This is a genomic window from Nocardia vermiculata NBRC 100427, from assembly GCF_001613265.1.
Lineage (GTDB): Bacteria > Actinomycetota > Actinomycetes > Mycobacteriales > Mycobacteriaceae > Nocardia > Nocardia vermiculata.
This window is the reverse complement of the sequence record NZ_BDCA01000028.1, coordinates 24,569-44,294: the sequence shown is the minus strand read 5'-3', so window position 1 is coordinate 44,294 and position 19,726 is coordinate 24,569. Positions and strand designations below refer to the sequence as shown.

18 protein-coding genes and 2 pseudogenes are annotated in these 19,726 nt (G+C 66.1%); 14 read left to right on the top strand and 6 right to left on the bottom strand.

The window, feature by feature from the left end; translation table 11 throughout:
• The first annotated feature begins 17 nt into the window (after positions 1–17).
• Positions 18–1,277, top strand: coding sequence for a pyridoxal phosphate-dependent aminotransferase (locus NV2_RS24120; RefSeq protein ID WP_067878932.1), 1,260 nt, complete (start codon positions 18–20; stop codon positions 1,275–1,277).
• Positions 1,278–1,569: 292 nt separating this feature from the next.
• On the opposite strand, the gene NV2_RS24115 is transcribed toward NV2_RS24120, so the two are convergent.
• Positions 1,570–2,157 carry a TetR/AcrR family transcriptional regulator gene (locus tag NV2_RS24115; protein WP_067878835.1) on the bottom strand — a complete coding sequence of 196 codons (588 nt, stop codon included), beginning with the start codon at positions 2,155–2,157 and terminating at the stop codon, positions 1,570–1,572.
• Positions 2,158–2,308: 151 nt separating this feature from the next.
• Here NV2_RS24115 and NV2_RS24110 point away from each other — a divergent pair, with 151 nt between their 5' ends.
• The 7 genes and pseudogenes from NV2_RS24110 to NV2_RS24085 all read left to right on the top strand — a co-directional run bounded on the left by NV2_RS24110 (position 2,309) and on the right by NV2_RS24085 (position 8,995).
• Positions 2,309–2,812, top strand: a complete 504-nt coding sequence (locus tag NV2_RS24110; RefSeq protein ID WP_168436150.1) for a DUF420 domain-containing protein — start codon at positions 2,309–2,311, stop codon at positions 2,810–2,812.
• 40 nt (positions 2,813–2,852) lie between these two features.
• Positions 2,853–4,127: pseudogene (locus tag NV2_RS24105) on the top strand (YibE/F family protein); the annotation flags it as partial.
• Between the two features lie 787 nt (positions 4,128–4,914).
• On the top strand, positions 4,915–5,343 hold the full coding sequence (locus NV2_RS24100; protein WP_157103057.1) for a hypothetical protein: 429 nt from the start codon (positions 4,915–4,917) through the stop codon (positions 5,341–5,343).
• Positions 5,344–6,390: 1,047 nt separating this feature from the next.
• Complete coding sequence (locus tag NV2_RS24095; RefSeq protein ID WP_067878830.1) at positions 6,391–7,293, top strand: helix-turn-helix domain-containing protein; 903 nt, start codon at positions 6,391–6,393, stop codon at positions 7,291–7,293.
• On the top strand, positions 7,283–7,489 hold the full coding sequence (locus NV2_RS24090; protein WP_067878822.1) for a DUF397 domain-containing protein: 207 nt from the start codon (positions 7,283–7,285) through the stop codon (positions 7,487–7,489). The genes NV2_RS24095 and NV2_RS24090 overlap by 11 nt, the downstream gene beginning before the upstream one ends.
• Before the next feature lie 131 nt (positions 7,490–7,620).
• A pseudogene (locus tag NV2_RS32395) lies at positions 7,621–7,710 on the top strand (hypothetical protein); the annotation flags it as partial.
• Positions 7,711–7,849: 139 nt separating this feature from the next.
• The gene (locus tag NV2_RS24085; RefSeq protein ID WP_157103056.1) at positions 7,850–8,995 is read left to right on the top strand and encodes an NsdA family TPR-like regulatory protein; all 1,146 of its coding nucleotides are present in this window, start codon (positions 7,850–7,852) and stop codon (positions 8,993–8,995) included.
• A 67-nt stretch (positions 8,996–9,062) separates the two neighbouring features.
• On the opposite strand, the gene NV2_RS24080 is transcribed toward NV2_RS24085, so the two are convergent.
• The 3 genes from NV2_RS24080 to NV2_RS24070 all read right to left on the bottom strand — a co-directional run bounded on the left by NV2_RS24080 (position 9,063) and on the right by NV2_RS24070 (position 11,568).
• On the bottom strand, positions 9,063–9,743 hold the full coding sequence (locus NV2_RS24080) for a GAP family protein (protein ID WP_067878818.1): 681 nt from the start codon (positions 9,741–9,743) through the stop codon (positions 9,063–9,065).
• Between the two features lie 57 nt (positions 9,744–9,800).
• Positions 9,801–10,106, bottom strand: a complete 306-nt coding sequence (locus NV2_RS24075; RefSeq protein WP_067878816.1) for a HigA family addiction module antitoxin — start codon at positions 10,104–10,106, stop codon at positions 9,801–9,803.
• A gap of 82 nt (positions 10,107–10,188) precedes the next feature.
• Positions 10,189–11,568, bottom strand: a complete 1,380-nt coding sequence (locus tag NV2_RS24070) for a DUF7159 family protein (RefSeq protein ID WP_084475358.1) — start codon at positions 11,566–11,568, stop codon at positions 10,189–10,191.
• Positions 11,569–11,744: 176 nt separating this feature from the next.
• Between NV2_RS24070 and NV2_RS24065 the strand changes: the two genes are divergently transcribed.
• Positions 11,745–12,278, top strand: a complete 534-nt coding sequence (locus tag NV2_RS24065) for a YdcF family protein (RefSeq protein ID WP_245662758.1) — start codon at positions 11,745–11,747, stop codon at positions 12,276–12,278.
• 42 nt (positions 12,279–12,320) lie between these two features.
• Here NV2_RS24065 and NV2_RS24060 read toward each other — a convergent pair whose 3' ends face one another.
• Positions 12,321–13,367, bottom strand: coding sequence for a M48 family metalloprotease (locus tag NV2_RS24060; protein ID WP_067878812.1), 1,047 nt, complete (start codon positions 13,365–13,367; stop codon positions 12,321–12,323).
• A gap of 44 nt (positions 13,368–13,411) precedes the next feature.
• The gene (dcd, locus tag NV2_RS24055; RefSeq protein WP_067878809.1) at positions 13,412–14,014 is read right to left on the bottom strand and encodes a dCTP deaminase; all 603 of its coding nucleotides are present in this window, start codon (positions 14,012–14,014) and stop codon (positions 13,412–13,414) included.
• Positions 14,015–14,170: 156 nt separating this feature from the next.
• Here dcd and NV2_RS24050 point away from each other — a divergent pair, with 156 nt between their 5' ends.
• From NV2_RS24050 to NV2_RS24030, 5 genes are all read left to right on the top strand, one after another.
• A complete protein-coding gene (locus NV2_RS24050) occupies positions 14,171–14,848 on the top strand; it encodes a fasciclin domain-containing protein (RefSeq protein ID WP_067878926.1) in 678 nt (225 codons plus the stop codon).
• Between the two features lie 116 nt (positions 14,849–14,964).
• On the top strand, positions 14,965–15,615 hold the full coding sequence (gene sigK, locus NV2_RS24045; protein WP_067878806.1) for an ECF RNA polymerase sigma factor SigK: 651 nt from the start codon (positions 14,965–14,967) through the stop codon (positions 15,613–15,615).
• Positions 15,608–16,345 (top strand): anti-sigma factor, encoded by a 738-nt coding sequence (locus tag NV2_RS24040; RefSeq protein WP_067878803.1) that lies wholly within the window; start codon positions 15,608–15,610, stop codon positions 16,343–16,345. The genes sigK and NV2_RS24040 overlap by 8 nt, the downstream gene beginning before the upstream one ends.
• 125 nt (positions 16,346–16,470) lie before the next feature.
• On the top strand, positions 16,471–18,123 hold the full coding sequence (locus tag NV2_RS24035) for a molybdopterin-dependent oxidoreductase (protein ID WP_067878801.1): 1,653 nt from the start codon (positions 16,471–16,473) through the stop codon (positions 18,121–18,123).
• A gap of 112 nt (positions 18,124–18,235) precedes the next feature.
• Positions 18,236–19,696, top strand: a complete 1,461-nt coding sequence (locus tag NV2_RS24030; RefSeq protein WP_157103055.1) for an NAD-dependent succinate-semialdehyde dehydrogenase — start codon at positions 18,236–18,238, stop codon at positions 19,694–19,696.
• Positions 19,697–19,726 lie beyond the last annotated feature (30 nt).

The window sequence follows — 19,726 nt, the reverse complement described above, 5'->3', positions numbered from 1 at the left end:
TGCGGTGCGGTGGCACCATTGAACAGGTGAGCCCTACCAGTCAGTCACCGCATCAGCCCCCACGGGTTCTGGAACAGTCACGCAAGCTCCAGAACGTGCTCTACGAGATCCGCGGGCCGGTACACGCACATGCGGCACGACTGGAGGCCGAGGGCCACCGCATCCTCAAACTGAATATCGGCAACCCGGCGCCGTTCGGCTTCGACGCCCCGGATGTGATCATGCGCGACATGATCGCCGCGCTGCCGGTCGCGCAGGGCTACTCCGAATCGAAGGGCATCCTGCCGGCACGGCGTGCGATCGTGACCCGTTACGAGCTGGTCTCCGGCTTCCCGGAGTTCGATGTGGACGACGTCTATCTGGGCAACGGCGTCTCCGAGCTGATCACCATCACCATGCAGGCTCTGCTCGACAGCGGGGACGAGGTGCTGATCCCGGCGCCGGACTATCCGCTGTGGACGGCGATGACCAGCCTGGCCGGTGGCACTCCGGTGCACTATCTGTGCGACGAGTCCAACGGCTGGCAGCCCGATGTGGCCGATATCGAATCCAAGATCACCGACAAGACCAAGGCTCTGCTGGTGATCAATCCGAACAACCCCACCGGCGCGGTGTACTCCGCGGAGGTGTTGCAGCAGCTGGTGGACCTGGCGCGCAAACACAACCTGTTGCTGTTGGCCGACGAGATCTACGACAAGATCCTCTACGACGACACCAAGCACACCTCGCTCGCGACCCTGGCCCCCGACCTGCTGTGCTTGACGTTCAACGGGCTGTCCAAGGCCTACCGGGTGGCGGGATATCGCTCCGGCTGGCTCGTGATCACCGGCCCCAAGGAGCATGCTGCCGGATTCCTCGAGGGTATCGATCTCCTCGCCTCCACCCGTCTGTGCCCGAATGTGCCCGCGCAGCATGCGATCCAGGTGGCACTCGGTGGGTATCAGAGCATCGAGGATCTGATCCTGCCCGGTGGGCGACTGCTCGAGCAGCGCGATGTGGCGTGGGAGAAGCTGAACATGATCCCCGGCGTCTCCTGTGTGAAACCGAAGGGTGCGCTGTACGCGTTCCCGCGCCTGGACCCCGAGGTCTACGACATCCACGACGACGCCAAGCTGGTACTGGATCTGCTACTGCAGGAAAAGATCCTGATGGTGCAGGGCACCGGCTTCAATTGGCCGCAGCACGACCATCTGCGGATCGTGACACTGCCGTGGGCGCGGGATCTGTCCGTGGCGATCGAACGGTTCGGCAACTTCCTCGCGAGTTACCGGCAGTAATGACCCGTCCGACTAGGTAAAACAGACCAGAAGTTCGGAAAACAAGACTTTTGAAGACTTTACTGGCGCAAACTTCGAACTTTTGTGTACAGTAGTCCTCGGCACTCACAGTGCCCGGTCGAGCCGCCTACCCCCCCTGGGCCGCTCGGCCCTCGGATTCGGCCGCCTACCCCCCTGGGCCGCCGGATCCCTCCGGGCGGCGGAGACATCCCCCTGCTCTCCGCCGCCCCTCCCCCCTCGAAGCCCCCGAGCCCGACACCGGTTCGTGCACGTCGGGCCGGCAGGTCGGCGACTACACCTCTTCCACCAATTCCGCTGCCAGTACTGCCGCCACACGCACGGCGTAGTCGACGACCATCGCCGGGTCGTCCCCGGCATCGACTCGACGCACGCACGCGTCGGCCACCGCCTGGAACGACTCCGCCACCAGGGCGGCATTGTCGACGGCCGCGGCATTCAGCAGCCCACTCAGAATGTCGGACAGTTCGGTGTGCAGCGCGGCCACCCGCTTGCGCGCGGACGGCGACAGATTCATCCGCGACAGCGAGGTCCGCCAGGCGTGATCCCCGCCGACAGCCTGCTCGACATTGGCACGAACGTAGGCGACGACACCTGCGGACGGCGTCGACTCGGCCTCGACAGCCGCACGAACCGCGCTCGTCCAGCGCGGAAACCCCCTGGTGACCACCATCTCGATCAGATCGTCGACGGAGTCGACATAGCGGTAGATGCTGTTGCGCGCGATCCCCGCCTGCGCCGCCACCGCACCGGCGGTCAGCGTGGTGACACCCGAGGTCAACAAGAACTCGGCGCCGTCGACCAGCGCCGCGAGCACCCGCGCCCGGTGCTCACGAACACTGTCCGCCTTGATCTTCGGCATGCCCCCAGTCTGCTCCGCGGCACCTGATTGTCCCCGCCCAGGCCCGTGTTATGGTCTGCGTCGACTTCTTGGAGACACCCTGTCTCCAAAATGTGACTCGGCCGGTACGCAACATCCGGACGCCGCAGCACAAGTCGACGACTTTCAAGGCATGAGTACGAGGGCGATGAACGGATACAGCGGAATCGACGGCTTCCTGGGCACGAGGGCATCGTTGGCCATGGACACGATGGTGACGTTGATGGTGCTGGTGGTGCTCGCCCTCGCATGGAGCGTGTATCAGGTCAGGGTCGGCCGGCGCTTTCAGCTGCATCGCGCCTTCCAACTGGGTCTGAGCTGTGCACTTCTGGTCGCCATCGTGTTGTTCGAGATGGACGTCCGCTTCAACGGATGGGAAGAACGCTCGGCCGGTGCTGTGGATGGCACCGCGTCCACCGCGGTATGGACGGCGCTCGGCATTCATTTGATCTTCGCGGTCTTTTCCGTGCTGTTGTGGCCGGTCGTGATCGTGCGGGCGATGCGTAACTTCGGCAGGTCGCCGCGCCCGGGCGCACACAGCGCGTGGCACCGGCGCTGGGCTCCGATCGGGGCGATCGGCATGACACTGACCGCGGTGTCGTGCTGGGTCTTCTACTGGCTCGCCTTCGTCGTCTGAGTCTCGGGCCGATCGCGCTCGCCACAACCTGATGTTGAAAATGACATCCGTTAGGCTCGGCGCGGTGAGCGACCACCACCATCACCACCACGATCATTCGGGGCCTCTGGCAATCGGGGCGACCGCGGCTCGGGTTGTCGTGGGGGTGTTGGTTGCTGTCGGGGTGATCGTGCTCGGGGCCATGATCTGGCTGTGGCCCAGTAATCAGCATGTCGATATCCCCTTACCCATGCAGAACGCCGGCGGCGGGGCGATGGTGACGGAGTCGGGGACCGTGACCATGCAGGACATCGGGGCGTGTGGAAGTGCTTCCAACGGGAAGGTATTCGCCGACCAGCCGACCCTGCCGCCGACCGATGCCTACACCTGCCAGCGCAGCATCGTCGCCATCGAATCGGGACCCGACGAGGGCGGCAGCACCCTGCTCGAGCTGGCACCGGGGCCGGGGCAGCCCGATCTACATGCCGGCGATCACATCCGGCTGGTGCGCCAGGCCGATCCCAGCGGCACCACCATCTATTCGTTCGACGACTACTCGCGCGGCATGCCGCTGCTGATCCTCACGCTCATCTTCGTGGTCGTGATCGCGGCGGTGGCACGCTGGCGCGGATTGCGAGCGGTGCTGGGGCTGGTCTTCGCCTTCGGGGTACTCGTGGTGTTCCTGCTGCCCGCGCTGCTGGACGGGAAACCGGCGATCCCCGTGGCCATGGTCGCGGGATCGCTGATTCTGTATGCCGTGCTGTATCTGGCGCACGGGGTCAATCTGAGAACCAGTTCCGCACTGCTCGGCACCCTCACTTCGATGGTGCTGGCCGCGGTCCTGTCCTGGGTGGCGCTGGAAGTCACGCATGTGACCGGACTGTCGGAAGAACAGAACACCAATGTCGCGACCTACCTCGACCATGTCAGTATCACCGGGCTACTGCTGGCGGGTTTCATCATCGGCTCACTCGGTGTCCTCAACGATGTGACGATCACCCAGGCCGCGGCCGCCTTCGAACTCGCCGCCCTGGATGAAGACGCCACCCGCCGCGAGATCTTCGCCGCCACCATGCGGGTCGGCCGCGACCACATCGCCAGCACTGTGTACACCCTGGTCCTCGCTTACGCGGGCGGTGCACTCCCGCTGCTGCTGATGTTCTCGGTGGCCGGACGCTCCATCACCAACGTCCTCACCGGTGACGCGGTAGCCATCGAAATCACCCGCTCCGTGGTCGGCGGTATCTGCCTGGCGCTGTCGGTTCCACTCACCACCGCAATCGCCGTCATGCTGGCCCGGCCGTTCAGCCGGCGCGCCGAGATCGAACCGGAGCCGCCGCGCCGCACGAAGACAGCGGCAGCGCGCCGCGAACCCGCCACCGCAGGTGCCCGGCGCCGCACCCCCGCACGCGCCGAAAATGCGGGCGCGGGCCGGGCTTCCGAGCGGAACGGCACACCAGAACGCGGGGCCGACGACGAGCAACCGAACGGGCCCGGCAACGGACCGCGCACCAGGCCCGCGAGCGGGCCGCGCACCGGCGGCGAGCGCATGCGCCCCCGGGACGGACAACGCACCCGACCTCGGGACGGACAAGGCATCCAACCCGGCGACAGGCAGCGCGCCCGACCGACCACCGGCAGCCAACCACGCATTCCGGACCGAGCCGACACCGGGGAGCGCCGCCGGGGCGACCGCCGAAATGCCGGAACCACCGGCGGACAACGCCGCCTACCCCCGCACCCGGAAGCCGGTCGGCCGAACGGCAACTGGCCCACCCGTGCTCCCGGCACCGAAACCAACCCCGGGATGCGACCCCGCCCGCGGCCGACCAGCGGGACATCCTGGCCGACAAAGGGTTACGACGAGTAATGCGGTGCGGATCAGCCCCCGCTGGGCTTGGACCGCCGTGTCGGGCGGGTGACAGGTACGGACTACGCCACCTCGAGGCGGACGTCATAGCTTGGTGATAGCTCGAGATGTCGCCCCCAGCCCATCGGGCCCTTCGCCACCAACCCTGCGCGACTTGCGTGGACCGGGTTGTCGTCCCGGTGGTAGGGCCGCTACAGTTCGTGCATTCCACCGTCACGGTGGCGGTGGGGTTCTGACAACGGGGGTGGGCCGAATGGCAATCCGTAAAGCAACGATTCAGAAGCAGATGGCCGAGAAGCTGGGCGAATTCGCCCCGCCCGGCGAGCAGATCCAGGTCGCGTTCCAGGCGATCACCGGACCGAGCCCGTGGGTGGACAGTATCCCCTACGTCCGCTTCGCCACCATCTTCATCCGCAAGTTCTACTGCATCGTGCTGACCAACACGTCGGTCGTCATCGTCGAATGCAGCAGATGGACCGGCAGGCCCCAGACCTTCGTCTGCGCCGAACATCTCAGCACGGCCTTCTTCACCGACATGCAGCTGAACACCCTGTGGTCCAAGGTGTTCTACCGAATGCCCACCACCGGAACCGCGGAACGGCTGAACGTACACCGCCAGTGGCGCGAGGAGCTCGACGCGCTCGTGTCACGGTTGCCGCAGCAGCCCGCCATGGTGGGGTGAGGGTCAGCGCCGGCATCGTCGCGAATTCGGCTGGAGGACCACAACTGTGGATTCTCCCGCCGAATTCTCGCGGGTGCTCGGTTGTTCTGGTCGTGGGAGCTCGCAGTACCCCTCGCGTACCCAGAACGGAACCACGTGCGGGTGGTGATCCGGGGATATCGTGGTGACAAGGTATTCCGCCTCACGGCGCGTGTAGGGCCCCCACACCGCGGACGGACAAGCATGGGAATGCTTTTCACAGGAATCCCCAATTGTCACTATCGCCCAGTATGAGAACAATTCCGCATTCTTCATCGGCTGTTCTCCGGAGCAACATCAGGGGCAGATGAGCCCGGCGTGGACGCATACCCGTCCCAGAAGTCACGCCGAACCCGGTCCCACAACACGGCAAGATCCGGTCGAATCTCTCGCGCGCCGACCAGATCCACACCCGACGGCAACTCCTCGTCGAAAGTGCGAGACAGATTGTGCACGTTGAGTATTGCAATCCCATCGCGTTGCCGAACCCACGTCGCGCGCAATCCTCCCACCTGCGTCATATGCACCGTCATGCCACACCACACCGATCACGGCACCACCGCAAACCGAGATCCTCGAGATCGAGCCGCTCCCGAATACGATCCACCCCGATCGGCGCCGGCACATCCACACCGTGCAGCATCGGCAACGGAACCCGGCGCGGACAGGACTGAGGTAATGCGGCACCAACCCCAGCCCGGACGAGAATGATAATTCCGGCACACAGGGCAACCAAGACAAAGAGATTCATCTTCCCAACTCCTTTGTATAGCAGTTGATTTCATGGAGGTGATGCATGCCTGGGACCGCGCTTGCGAGTTCGAATACCGACTCAACCGGCTAACGACCGCTATCGGAGAAGAACTTCCGCCCCAGCGAACACGCCCCCATGACACACCCTGCGAGCGAGCACGGCACTCCGAAACGGAGTCTCCGAATCAAGTTCTCTGAATCCCCTGCACGTCCTCCGCCGCAGGTGGGAGAATTTCTCCGAAACGGGGAATCTGCCATCACCGAAACGGGGTCACCATGGCTGATGCACAACGCACTGCAGGCTCAACGCTCCCCAGAAGGCAACTGGGTCGGTACCTCGTCGAATGGCGAACCAGGGCCGGGTACACCCAGGTGCGCGCGGCGCAGCTTCTGGAGATGGGTGCGACAAGCCTGAATCGTCTGGAGAAGGGAGAGGTGGGCCGGATCAAGTCGATTGTCATTCAAGCTATTTGTGAGCTTTACGGCGTCCCGCCGGACCTCACGGAGGCATTGAAGGGGCTCGCACAGCAAGCCAATGTGAAGTCTTGGTGGCACCAGTACGGAGACCTGATCCCCGATAATTTCAATGTCTACGTAGGCCTCGAGACTGCTGCCACTCGAATAGTCACCTATCAACCGGACCTGATCCCTGGTCTGCTCCAAACCCCGGACTACAACCGCGCTCTCGTCCAGTTGATCTGGCCGGACGAAACTCCTGAGCAGTGGCAGCAACGGGTACAGATCAAGTCTCAGCGGCAGGCCATCGTGACCCGTAAGACGCAACCAGTGTCGCTCGATGTCGTCATCGGTGAAGCAGCCCTCCGCCGCGTCTCCGGAAACCACCCGATTATGAGCGCACAACTTCGACATCTCGCAGACCTCAGCACGCGCGACAACGTCAACGTACGGGTACTCGGATACGACGCAGGCTTTCCCGGCGGCATGTCTATGCCTCCATTCGTCGTTCTCACCTTCGGCGAGACACATATCGGTGAGCACACTGAGCCTCCTGTGGTCTTCCTCGAAGGCACCGTTGGAGACATGTACCTTGAGAAGGAGGATGACGTGCAGCTTTACTATCGGCGGTACGAGAGCATCAGGGCTGCGGCCCTGGACGAGACGATGAGCAGAAGCCTGCTTCGGCGGGTAGCAAGGGAGCATGAGCAACGTGAGCGTTGACCTGTCTGGCGCAAACTGGTTCAAGAGCAGCCGTAGCCAAGGCGGCAAGGAGTGCGTCGAAGTCGCCTTTCTCGACGAAGGCATGGTCGGCGTCCGTGACAGCAAGAACCCTTCGGGACCGGCACTGGTCTTCACCCCGAACGAGTGGAACGCCTTCATCTCCGGTACCGAAGAGGGCACATTCGACAGGGCGTAACCTCGAGCTGAGCCGCAGACCTCGATGCGTGAGGAGCACCGTATGTCCGAAAACCCTTCCAATGCACCGTGGTTCAAGAGTAGTCGAAGCGCCTCCGAGGTCAGTGCGTAGAGGTCGCATTCCTTCGCAACCGCACCGTCGGAGTGCAGGATTCAAAAGCCCCGTCCGGCCGGCTTTGGTGTTCAGCCCGGACGAGTGGGATGCGTTCACCGCGAACGTGATGCGTGGCAGGCTCGACACCCAGGTGTAACCGCTTCCGATTGGTGCGGCGACTACAACCCTGATTGTGCTGACGCCCACCGCCCGAGCGCGGTAGGCGTCACTGGTCGATCGACAGCTGGCGAGCACCGCATCGATTCGGTGCGTCCGGCGCGCCACCCGACCGATCAAACCCATGATCTGGGCCCACATTCGAGCGGAATCGTCTCTCCAACCTCGCGCACTACCAGCAACGCTGCCTTACGCTGGAACGAGGGTGGCGAGGAGGTTGACGAAGTGCAGCGTCGAGAGCTTATGAGAGCCATCGCCGTCATTACGGCAGCAGCGCCGGCCATTACTGCGGCGCTCAATATCGACGAGGTCGAACGTACGATCCGCGCAGTCGCGACACCGCGCCGTGCCGATGCGGCAGTCTTGGACAATGTCGAGGCGATGCTGAATCAGGCGCGGTTGCAGGATGACCTGCTTGGCCCGCAGGCAGCGATACGGACGACCCTTACCCAAGTTGATGTCGCGGAAGCCCTGTTGGCGGGACCGCGTGATCCGCTGGAGCGGCGTTTGAAGTCGCTGCGGAGCAAGATCTCGACGTCTGCTGGATGGCAGTTGTTCGATCTCGGACGGACCAGCTTGGCGGAGGAGCATTTCGAGACTGCGCGGGACGTAGCCGACGAAATCGGCGACGATGCCGCGGGAGCAATGGCCATGGCGGAATGGTCAGGAATGACCGAGGAGATCGGAAAGCCCGCGGTAGCTGCCGACCAGGCGGCAGCGGCCGAAACGCGGGCGGCGCGTTCCGGCGATCCGCTGTTGCAGGCGCACACGGCAGGTATCGCCGCGCTCGCGCAGGCGAAAGCAGGCCACCGGACCGACACGCGGCAGGCACTCACACGGGCGGAGCGTTACGACGTCGACACTCCGCGCACGCCCGCCGAGTCACTGGCATATTTCTGCACTGCGGGTCACCTCGCTCGAATGCGAGCCAAAGCGCTGCACCAGATCGGGGACATCGGCGCAGCGATCGACGCCGCGCACGAGTCATTGAAGTTGCAGGCGGTTCGCGACCGGGCTGCCTCGCACATCCTGCTCGGAACCATCTACGTCGACGCCGGTGATCTGGATGCCGGACTCGGTGCGATCCTCCACGGCGTGGAGGCTGAGGCGGCGAACGGATCAGCTCGGGTGTCGAGCCAGTTGCAGAATGCGCGCACATTGGTTCATATTCGGGCGCCGGGATCGGAAGCGGCTCGAAAGTTGGACGCGCGCATGGCCGAACTTCAGTTGCTCTGATGAGAGCTGTAGTCAACGTTCGCACGAAAGGTGCACTCGCTCGGCGTTACCGGGTCCAACGCGGAGCCTACGACACCAGATAGGCGCGCACCGCGTCGGCGATCAGAACGATGCCGAAGATGAGAAACAGTATCCGAATGGTTTTCGGGCCGAAGCGGCTGAGTAGTCGCACCAGGGCGCGGTAGAAACGCTGTGCTCGTGGGGATCTTCTGGTGGCGGTGAACAGTACCAACGCCGGTGGGATCAGGGCGATGGCGCAGTAGACGACCACGATCACCGGCCACCAGTGCGGGCGCGGGTCCCGGGTCGTAATCATGGCCAGCGCAGCGAGATACGGCACCGCGGTGGGTGCCTGTCCGAGCCCGATTCCGACGCCCATCAAGCCGAGTAGCCAGGGCCTGCGGCGCGCTTGCACAGCCCACGGTGGCGGCTGCGGGCCCCCACCCGACAAACTCACCGTCCCCAGCAACACGAGCACGATCCCGATCGCCAGCTCACCCCAGAACCGCATGGTCGGCGTGAATTCGAAATCGATCAGAGAACCGATGAAATTCAACCCCAGCACGGTGCAGATTCCGAAGGTCGTCGTCACGACGAAAACCCCGGCGATGAAACTCACCCCGCCGGGCACGGGCGATCGCCGCCCCAGCCGACTGTCGAGCACCACCGCGGTCGTAATCCCGACCAGCAACACATCCAGCGAATCGAGGAGCGCAAACCCCGCCAGCGCCAACAGAAAGATCATCATCTCGCCGACGAATTTACGGGAGGCCCGTGGGCCGGGATTTCTGTGGGTCGAAGCGGCTCAGCAGGCCACCGCTCGGCGCGGGGTGATGCGCTCCAGGGCGTCGAGGTCTTCCCGTTCTCGCACCAGGTCGTAGTGGGTCTGCAGGTTTATCCAGAACTCCGGAGTCGTGCCGAAATAGCGGGCGAACAGGAGCGCCGTTCGCGGTGTGATCGCCCTGTTGGCGTGCACGATCTGGTTGATCTGACGCGGTGGGACCCCAATCGCCCGCGCAAGTGCATTCTGACTGAGCTGCAACGGCACCAGAAACTCTTCGGCAAGAATCTCGCCAGGAGAGGTAGGGGGCAGCGGTGTTGTATCAGCCATGAGACTCTCCTTTCAGTGGTAGTCGACGATCTCGACGTCGCGCGGTCCGGCCACATCCCAAACAAAGCAAATCCGCCATTGGTTACTCAGGCGCGGCCTGGGCGGGGAATCCCGGCAGTAGGGGCGGCAGTGTCGGGACCACCAGGGGTGGCAGGCCGGGGACCACGATCATCGGCGGGGGTGGGGTGGGCGCGGGTGCCTCGGTGTCCGGGGGCTGCCATGCGGGTGGTGGGGGCGCGACGGCGGCGTTGGTCGGTTCCGGCGGTTTGGCGCTGGAGGGGGCGGAGACGGGGCGATCGGCCGGGACCGGAGCCGAGGTGGAGACCGAGGTGTTGCTCTGCGAGCTGCCGCCCACGACCGACTGTCCCCAGCCCAGACCGATCCCGAGAGCTGCGACGACAGCCAGGGCGCCCACCGCGATGCCGGCGCCGCTGAGCTGACGACGGCGGCCCTCGGGCGACGCGGGCCTACGCACCTTGTCGCCCAGCGACTTCGCTATACCGCGCCGCGGATTCTTCGACAACCAGACCGGGGCCAGCTGAACGGTGTCGTCACCGGCCTTCAGGTCGGTGGGCGAGGGCGAGGGGGCCGCATTGGCCATCCGGCTGGGGCGGGCGAGCAGTGCGGCACCACGCACGATCACGGTGTCCGGGTCCGCGGGGACCTGCACGGGCATCCCCATCCAGCGCTCCAGAATCCGCGCGATGAGGGGGATGCGGGCACAGCCGCCGATGACGAACACGGCCTGCACGGCCTGTTCGGAGCGGGTGATCACATCGCGGGTCATGCGGGCCGAGGATTCGACGGCCAGCATGATCAGCGCTTCGAAGTTCTCCTGCGACAGCAGCACCAGGCCGTGTTCGGAGGGCACCGCCACCGCACCGGTCTGCGACAGCTTCTCCTTGGCCTGCCGGCACACGTTGTCCAATGCCGCCAGGCCCTGCGCGTTCGCGGGATGTTCGATACGTCCCGAGGCGATCTGCTGTTCGCGAATCAGCGAGTCCAGATAGTCACCACTGATGTCACTGGTGCGTTCACTATGGCTGACCTGGCCCGATTCGACATCGACCACGCTCACGGTGAGACCGGAGCTGCCCAGGTCGTAGAGCGCGACAGTGCGGTAGTTGTGCAGTTCGCCGGTGCGGAGCAGGAATTCCCGGGCCGCCGCGACCTCGGGGATCGCCTCGTAGTCGACCAGCTGCCGGCGGGCCAGGGCCCCGCGCAAGGTGTGTGCGTGCGGTTCGTTGCGGTAAGTGATGGCGGTGGCGGTGATGCCGGCGGTGGATCCGTGTACCGCGCCGACGGTTTCGGCGGCGGCATCGTCCATCGACTGCTGCTCGCCGACCGGCACGGTCTGCACATCGAATCCGGTGGGTGCGAAACGCTCGGCGGAATTACCGGGATGTGGAATCGCAACGCGAACGGCGCCGGCCCCCACCGAAACTCCCAGAACCGAACTCATCTTCCGCCCATCTCGTTCCACGCTCTCCATCCGGTACTGCCCAGCCGTCCTCCCGGCGACCTTCGCGGATGTCGTTCGAGGGTACTCGGACCACCGTGAACCGGTCTTGCACTCCTCCCGCAGGGTGGTGTCACTCTACCGAAACCACCGGCCAGCAGCACATCTACGATCGCAGAGTGCGGAAACGGTGGGTTCGTGGCGCGGCCGGTGTGCTGGTTGTGCTCGCCGTGGCCGTCGCGGCCCTGTGGCCGGTGTATGTGCGGCCGCGCACCGACCGCCCGCAGCCCGCCGACGCGATCGTGGTGCTCGGCGGCGCACACGACGGACGTGAAGAACTCGCGCTGCGGCTGGCCCGCGACGGGTACGCACCGCAGGTGGTCTTCTCCGACCCCTATGAGCATTCGCCGCTGATCAATCGGATCTGTCACGGCGGTTACAGCTTCCGGGTCAGCTGCTTCGACCCCGATCCGCGAACGACCAGGGGCGAAGGCCGAGAGCTGGCCGCCCGCGCCGAGGCCGAAGGCTGGCACCGCGTCATCGTGGTGACTTTCACCCCGCATATCTCCCGTGCCCGGTACATCCTCGGAAAATGCTGGAGCGGAGAAATTCTCCTGCTCGATGCCCGGCCGTCGATCGGTATCGGCCGGTGGGCCTATCAGTACCTGTATCAGACAGCGGCATATGTCGAAGCGGCATTCGAGAACTGTTGACCCCGTCCACAGCGCACGAATCCGCATCCGTGGGCGGGTATCTCACCCCGGCGCGCCACCGCCGCCCGGCACACCACCTCCCGGCAGCGGCGGCCCCGGCACCCGGCCGATCCGGGCCAGTTCGTCCAGCCGATCGCGCAGGTGACGAATGCGTTCCGCCACCGAGACACGCGGTGCCCACGCCGACACCGACAGCCTGTACAGGGCCGCGGACTCCGGATCAGTCGGCCGATCCCGCAACGCGACGATGAGCTGGGAGCTGTACCCCAGGTCCACTGCCGCCCGGTCGGCCCGGAACTCGATCCGGCGCACGATCGGCACCAGCAGATACGCCGCAACCTCCGGCGCCAGGCGCAGCGCCAGGGCCGCCGGAAGCCCGACGATCACGGTCGAGGCGGCGATCACCGGGCAAGCCACGAGTACCCGGCTGATCGCATCCCAGCCGATGCCGAAGACGCGGGCCGCCGGTGGCGCCAGCCGCGCGGTGATCCAGCTGCCCACCGCCGCCGGACCGGACATGAAGACACTTTCCAACCAGGTCAGCGGGAGGTTGTACAGCCACAGCACGAATTGCAGCAGTGAGGTGCGGCCCTGAGTGCGATGGCCCAATTTCTGGGCGAGCACCGCCTCCAGTTCCGGCCCCGGCATGGCGAGGGAATCCGGTGTCACCGCGATCATGCGGTTGGGTAGCGCGAACTGACGCTCGGCGACGCGAATCCACAGCGAGTAGCTTTCGGCGCTTATCCCCGCGCGGCGGGCGACCCGCCCCCAGTCGGCCTGTAGGACGGGACGCTCCGCCTGGCTCGGCGCCCGCACCCCCAACAATGCCGCCGACCAGCCCCGTCCCGCACCGAGGAAGCAGCCGAGGCCGACCAGGACGCAGACCACCAGCCAGGCGATGGCGATAACGCCGATCGTCGCGAAACCCATCGCGAGTCCCAGCCCGTAGAGCAGTACCGTCAGCACCGCCGCCGAAGGCAGGGCGGCCAGCAGTAGTCCGCCCCAGGAGCGGAGTCGATCGCCCGGTGAGCATCGCACAGCGGCGCTCGGACCGGGTCCGTTCACCTTCGCGGTCACGTCGGAGGTCATGCACTACGGTAAACGGAGCCGACGTAAGACCACGTCACCGGGTGTTACTCAGCAGTAACAGGTGATGCTTGCGCGTCGTCGGGCCGCGGGAAGTTCAGATACGCCCGCGAGGGTGTGGGCCCGCGCTGACCCTGATATTTCGAGCCCGCGGCCGCGCTACCGTACGGATTCTCCGACGGGCTGCTCAGCCGGAACAGGCACAGCTGGCCGATCTTCATTCCCGGCCACAGGATGATCGGCAGATTCGCCACATTCGACAATTCCAGGGTGATGTGACCGCTGAATCCCGGGTCGATGAATCCGGCCGTGGAATGGGTGAGCAGCCCCAGCCGGCCCAGGCTCGATTTACCTTCCAGGCGCCCGGCCAGATCGTCGGGCAGGCTGCACACCTCGAGCGTGGAACCGAGTACGAATTCGCCCGGATGCAGCACGAACGGCTCGTTCTCCCCCGGTTCGACCAGGCTGGTCAGCTCGTCCTGCCGCTCGGCGGGGTCGATATGGGTGTAACGGGTGTTGTTGAACACCCGGAACATCCGATCCAGCCGCACATCGATACTCGACGGCTGCACCAGTTTCTCGTCGAACGGTTCCAAGCCCAGCCGCCCGGCGGTGAGCTCGGCACGAATATCGCGATCGGAAAGCAGCACGGCGGTCAGCCTAGTAAGCGCGTCGCGGGCATCCGCATCCGCACAGCATCCCGGAATGGGTTCGTTCCATCCGCGGCGGGGAGCAAGGCGAATTCCGTACCGCGAACAACGAGCCGCACGACCGCGAGGTCGTCGGAGAGGGAATGGATGCAACCGATGAAAAGTATGAAGCGCACCGTGGTGGCCGCAGCCCTGCTGTCGACCACGGCCCTGCTGGGAGTGTCGGCGTGTTCCTCCGACGACAACTCCGGCTCCGATTCGTCGACCAGCATGTCGGCCGGAATGACGTCGAGCATGACGACCGGCGGGGAGATGGCGCCAGAAAACTCCGGGGATGCGATGGCGGGCCTGGTCGGCCCCGGCTGTAAGGCCTATGCCGAGCAGGTGCCCTCGGGCTCCGGTTCGGTCGAGGGAATGGCGCAGGATCCGGTGGCGACCGCCGCATCGCACAACCCCATGCTGACCACGCTCACCTCCGCGGTGTCGGGGCAGCTCAATCCCCAGGTCAACCTGGTCGATACGCTCAACGGCGGGCAGTTCACCGTCTTCGCCCCCACCGACGACGCCTTCGCGAAGCTGCCGCCGGAGACGATCGACAAGCTGAAGACCGACAGCGACATGCTCACCAAGATCCTCACCTATCACGTGGTGCCCGGGCAGATCGCGCCCGACGCCATCGCCGGCGATCACGAGACCGTCGAGGGGCAGACCGTGACGGTGACCGGATCCGGTGACGCGTTGAAGGTCGGCGACGCCTCCGTGGTCTGCGGTGGTGTGAAGACGGCCAACGCCACGGTCTACATGATCGACTCCGTGCTGATGCCGCCCGCCTGAGAGCGGTCCCGCTTCCCGCGCGTTCCGGCGGATGGGTGCGAAAACCGGTAGGAATTCGCACCCATCCGGCACTCTGTGCATGTCGAAACTCTTCTTATGCGAGTAGGGACGGCGATATGACAGGTGATCCGGAATCCAGCCCGATACGCCTCGCCGACGGCATCGACGCACCGTCGTGCCCGGCGAGCGGTACCGGCGACAAGGCGGCGGCACAGCGCGAGCTCGCGACCCTGCTGAGCGCTGCCGCGACCGGCAACCGGGACGCGTTCACGCGGTTCTATCGCGCGACCAGTCCGCGGGTGTTCGGTCTGGCGTTGCGCATTCTGCGCAGCCACAGCGCCGCCGAGGAGGTCACCCAGGAGGTCTACCTGCAAGCCTGGACCTCCGCCGCGAAGTACGATTCCGCGCTGGCCAGCCCGATCGGCTGGCTGATGATGATCACGCACCGTCGTGCCGTGGACCGGGTGCGCACCGAGGAATCGTCGACGACCCGGGACAAGGTCTACGGTCATGCTCATCTCGGGCGCGACCACGACGTCGTCTCGGAGACGGTCGGCCAGCGGTTGGAGGAGCAGGCGGTGCTGCACTGCCTGGACACCCTGACCGCGACGCAGCGGGAAGCGATAACCCTGGCCTACTACAGCGGGCGCACCTATCGAGAGGTCGCCGAACATCTCGATGCTCCGCTGCCCACCATCAAGAGCCGTATCCGGGATGCGCTGAAGCGGCTCCAAACCTGCCTTTCAGGGGTTGCCTCCCATGCCTGACACATCCGACCACGATCTACTCGATCTGGCCTATCCCTACGCGCTGGACGCGGTGAGCGAGGCCGAGCGCACCGCAATCGAACAACGGGTGACCGTGGCCGATCGCGAGATCGAGCAGGCGTTCACCAGCGTGGTGCGCGATGTGCACGACGCCATGGGTGAACTGTCGATCCTCGACGCGACCGAGCCGGCACCGGAACTGGAAGCACGAATTCTCGCGGCACTGGACCGAGCTCGCCCCGGCGATCCCGCAGCGGCGGTGCCGATCACCCGGGCCACCCGGCGGCCACGCATCCGCTGGCTGGCCGCGGCCGCCGCGGTGGTGGCGGCGGCCGGAGTCGCCGGCGGGATCATCGCGCAACAGCACGGCAGCCAGATTCCGAGCCCGCCGAGCGCCTCGCAGATCATCGCGGACCCCGATTCGCACACGGCGCAGGCACCGCTGGACAACGGCGGCATGCTGATGGTGCACGCTTCGCCCGAGATGGGCGCTGCCACAGTGGCATTCGACAACACCCCACCCGCTCCGGAGGGGCGTGTGTACCAGCTGTGGGTGGTTCCGGCGAACGGCGACCCGCGCTCGGCAGGCGTGATGGACCAGATGCCCACCGACTCCGCACCGATGGTGGCGACCTATACCGGCGGTGACACGCTGGCGGTCACCGTCGAACCCGCTGGGGGCTCGCCCGCTCCGACGACCAACCCGATCGGCAGCATGCCGATGAGTTAGCAGGCGGCGGCGCCTGCCCGGGTCGGTCCATGCCGGCGGACCGGGTACAACCGAGGTGGGTTCGAGCCGTCCGGACCGGCCGGTGGCACGAATTCCTCACCCGACCAGGGTGGAATCGAGGAGACATGGCCGATACCGACACCGATACCGGGCAGCCGGCGCACGAGGCGCACGCGTGGAGCCAGGGCCGATCCGGGCTCGCAGCGGCCGCCCTCGCCGGGGTCCTTGCCGGGGCGGCGGTACTCGGCATCGGCGAGCTGGTGGCCGCGCTCGTCGATCCGGACGCCTCGCCGTTCTTCGTGGCCGGTTCGACCGTGGTAGACCACACGCCGCAGGGGCTGCGGGAGGCGGCGATCCGGCGTTTCGGCACCCACGACAAGGATGTGCTGTTCGCCTCGATGGGGATCGTGATGCTGATCCTCGCCGCACTGAGCGGAGTGCTGGAGCGGCGGTGGCGGATCGGAAGTGCGTTGTTCGTCGTACTCGGCGTCGCGATAGGTGTGGCGGCACTGCAGCGTCCGGCGGCCACCGGATGGTTCGTGGTGCCGACGATATTCGGAGTGGTCGCGGGACTGATCGCGTTGCGATTGCTGGTCCGAAGTCCCGTGACGGACAGCCCGGCATCTCGATCGACGCCCGGTTCGGGTGCTCCACCGGAACTGCCGCAACACGATACGACGCCGCCTGCCGAGGTTGCCGCGACACCGGCATTGTCGCGTCGCCGGTTCATGGGCATCGCCGTCGGGGTCGGAGTCGTCGCGGTCGGCGCCGCGGCCGTCGGGCGATACCTCTCGGCCACGTTGCGCTCGGTGGCCGAGGAACGCGGTAAATTCCTGGTCCCCCAGGCGGTCTCGCCCGCGCCCGCACCGACTCCCGCGATGACCCGCGCGGTGCCGGGCCTGACGGAGTTCGTCACCCCGAACGACGAGTTCTACCGGATCGATACCGCGCTGCAGGTCCCCGCCGTGAGCAGTGCCGACTGGAGTCTGCGAATCCACGGAATGGTGGATCGCACTGTGGAATTCACGATGGAAGATCTGCGCCGCCGCCCGGCGGTCTCGCGCATGGTCACCCTCACCTGCGTCTCCAACGAGGTCGGCGGCGACCTGGCGGGTAATGCGGTGTGGACCGGTTACCGCCTGGCCGATCTGCTGCGCGAGGCAGGCATCCACGGTGATGCCGATATGGTGCTGTCGCGCAGTGCCGACGGTTTCACCGCGGGCACTCCTCTCGAGGCACTCACCGACGGTCGCGACGCGCTGCTCGCCGTCGGCATGAACGGTGCACCGCTGCCGCTCGACCACGGCTACCCGGCGCGGATGGTGGTCCCCGGACTCTACGGCTACGTGTCCGCGACCAAGTGGGTGGTCGACCTCGAGGTGACGAGATTCGATCGCGCCCAAGCATATTGGACCACACGGGGCTGGTCGGAGCTCGGACCGATCAAGACCGCCTCACGGATCGACGTCCCCGCCGGTTTCGCCACCCTGACACCGGGCCCGGTCACGGTCGCCGGCGTGGCATGGGCGCAGCATCGCGGGATCGAGAAGGTGGAGATCCAGGTGGACGACGGCCCCTGGCAGCCCGCCGATCTCACGGCCGAATATTCGACCGACACCTGGCGGCAGTGGACCTACCGCTGGGACGCGACACCGGGCACGCACACCCTCCACGTCCGCGCCACCGATACCACCGGGGCGACCCAAACCGAGCAACGCCGCCCACCCGTACCGGACGGCGCCACCGGATGGCATTCCCGCACGGTGCGAGTGCGCTGACCGTCGTTCCACCTGCTCGCGGCGAACGTGGTTTCATTCTCCGTACGCGGGTAGCCACCACTCGATGCCGGGACACCGGCACCGGATCACGTCGTACGAGGAGTGGTGCGCGATGACATCGACCAATGTCCAGCCCATGAGCGCCTCCGGCCCCGATGCGGAGCCCTTCGAAACGGTCGACCCCTACACGGGGCACACCCTCGCCGAACTGCCGTATCTGGAAACCGCGCAGCTCGACGCCCTGCTCGAGCGCGCACATGCGGCATACCGGTCGTGGCGTGACACCCCGGTGGAGCAGCGGGCCCGGATCGTCGCCGACGCCGCGGGACTGATGCGTGCCCGCAAGAACGACCTCGCCCAGCTGATGACCCGTGAGATGGGGAAACGGCTCTCCGAAAGTGAATGGGAAGTCGACCTGGCGGCGAGCATCCTGCAGTACTACGGCGACAACGGCCCGCGATTCCTGCAGCCCACCCCGCTCGAGGTCGACGAAGGCGAGGCACAGATCGTCAACGCGCCACTGGGTGTGCTGCTGGGCGTGGAGCCGTGGAACTTCCCGCTGTACCAGGTGGTGCGCTTCGCCGCACCGAACCTGGTGCTGGGCAACACAATCCTGCTCAAACATGCCAAGAACTGCGCCCTGACCGCCCTCGAGATACAGAAGATCTTCGCCGACGCCGGCACCCCGGAAGGGGTCTACAACAACCTGTTCCTGCGGCACTCCGACGTCGAGCGGGTGCTCGCCCATCCGGCGGTGCAGGGGGTGTCGCTGACCGGTAGTGACGCCGCCGGTGCCACGGTCGCCGAGATCGCCGGACGGCACGTGAAGAAGTGCGTCCTCGAGCTCGGCGGCAGCGACCCGTTCATCGTGCTCGACGGCGACAACCTGGACGCCACCCTCGATGCGGCGACGAGCGGACGCCTCGCCAACACGGGTCAGAGCTGCGTCGCCGCCAAACGCTTCATCGTCCCCGACGATCTGTGCGACGACTTCGTGGCCGGCCTGGCGCAACGCTTCGCCGCGCTGCGCCCCGGCGATCCCGGCGATCCACAGACCTCCCTGGGCCCGCTGTCCTCGGCGAAGGCCGCGCAAGACCTGCTCGAGCAGGTTCGCGACGCCCGCGACAAGGGTGCGACGGTGGTGACCGGCGGCGGGCAGCCCGACGTGCCCGCGCCCGGAAAACGAGACGCATTCGTCGAAGCGACGGTGCTCACCGACGTCACCCCGAAGATGCGCGCCTACTCCGAGGAACTGTTCGGACCGGTGGCGGTGGTCTACCGGGTCGCCGACGAGAACGAGGCCGTCGACCTGGCGAACTCGTCGAAATACGGTCTCGGCGCCACGGTCTACAGCAGCGATATCGAGCGTGCCCGCGCGGTCGCGGAGCGGATCGACAGCGGGATGGTGTGGATCAACCAGCCGACCTCCACGCAGGCCGATCTCCCCTTCGGCGGCGTGAAGCAGTCCGGATTCGGCCGTGAGCTGTCGGAGTTGGGGATGTTCGGCTTCGCCAACCGGAAGCTGATCCGCACCCTGCCGGATCAGAGCACGTCCGGCGCGGTGGCGGGCTGAGCCGCGTTCACCAGCGCGGTCGGCTTCGTC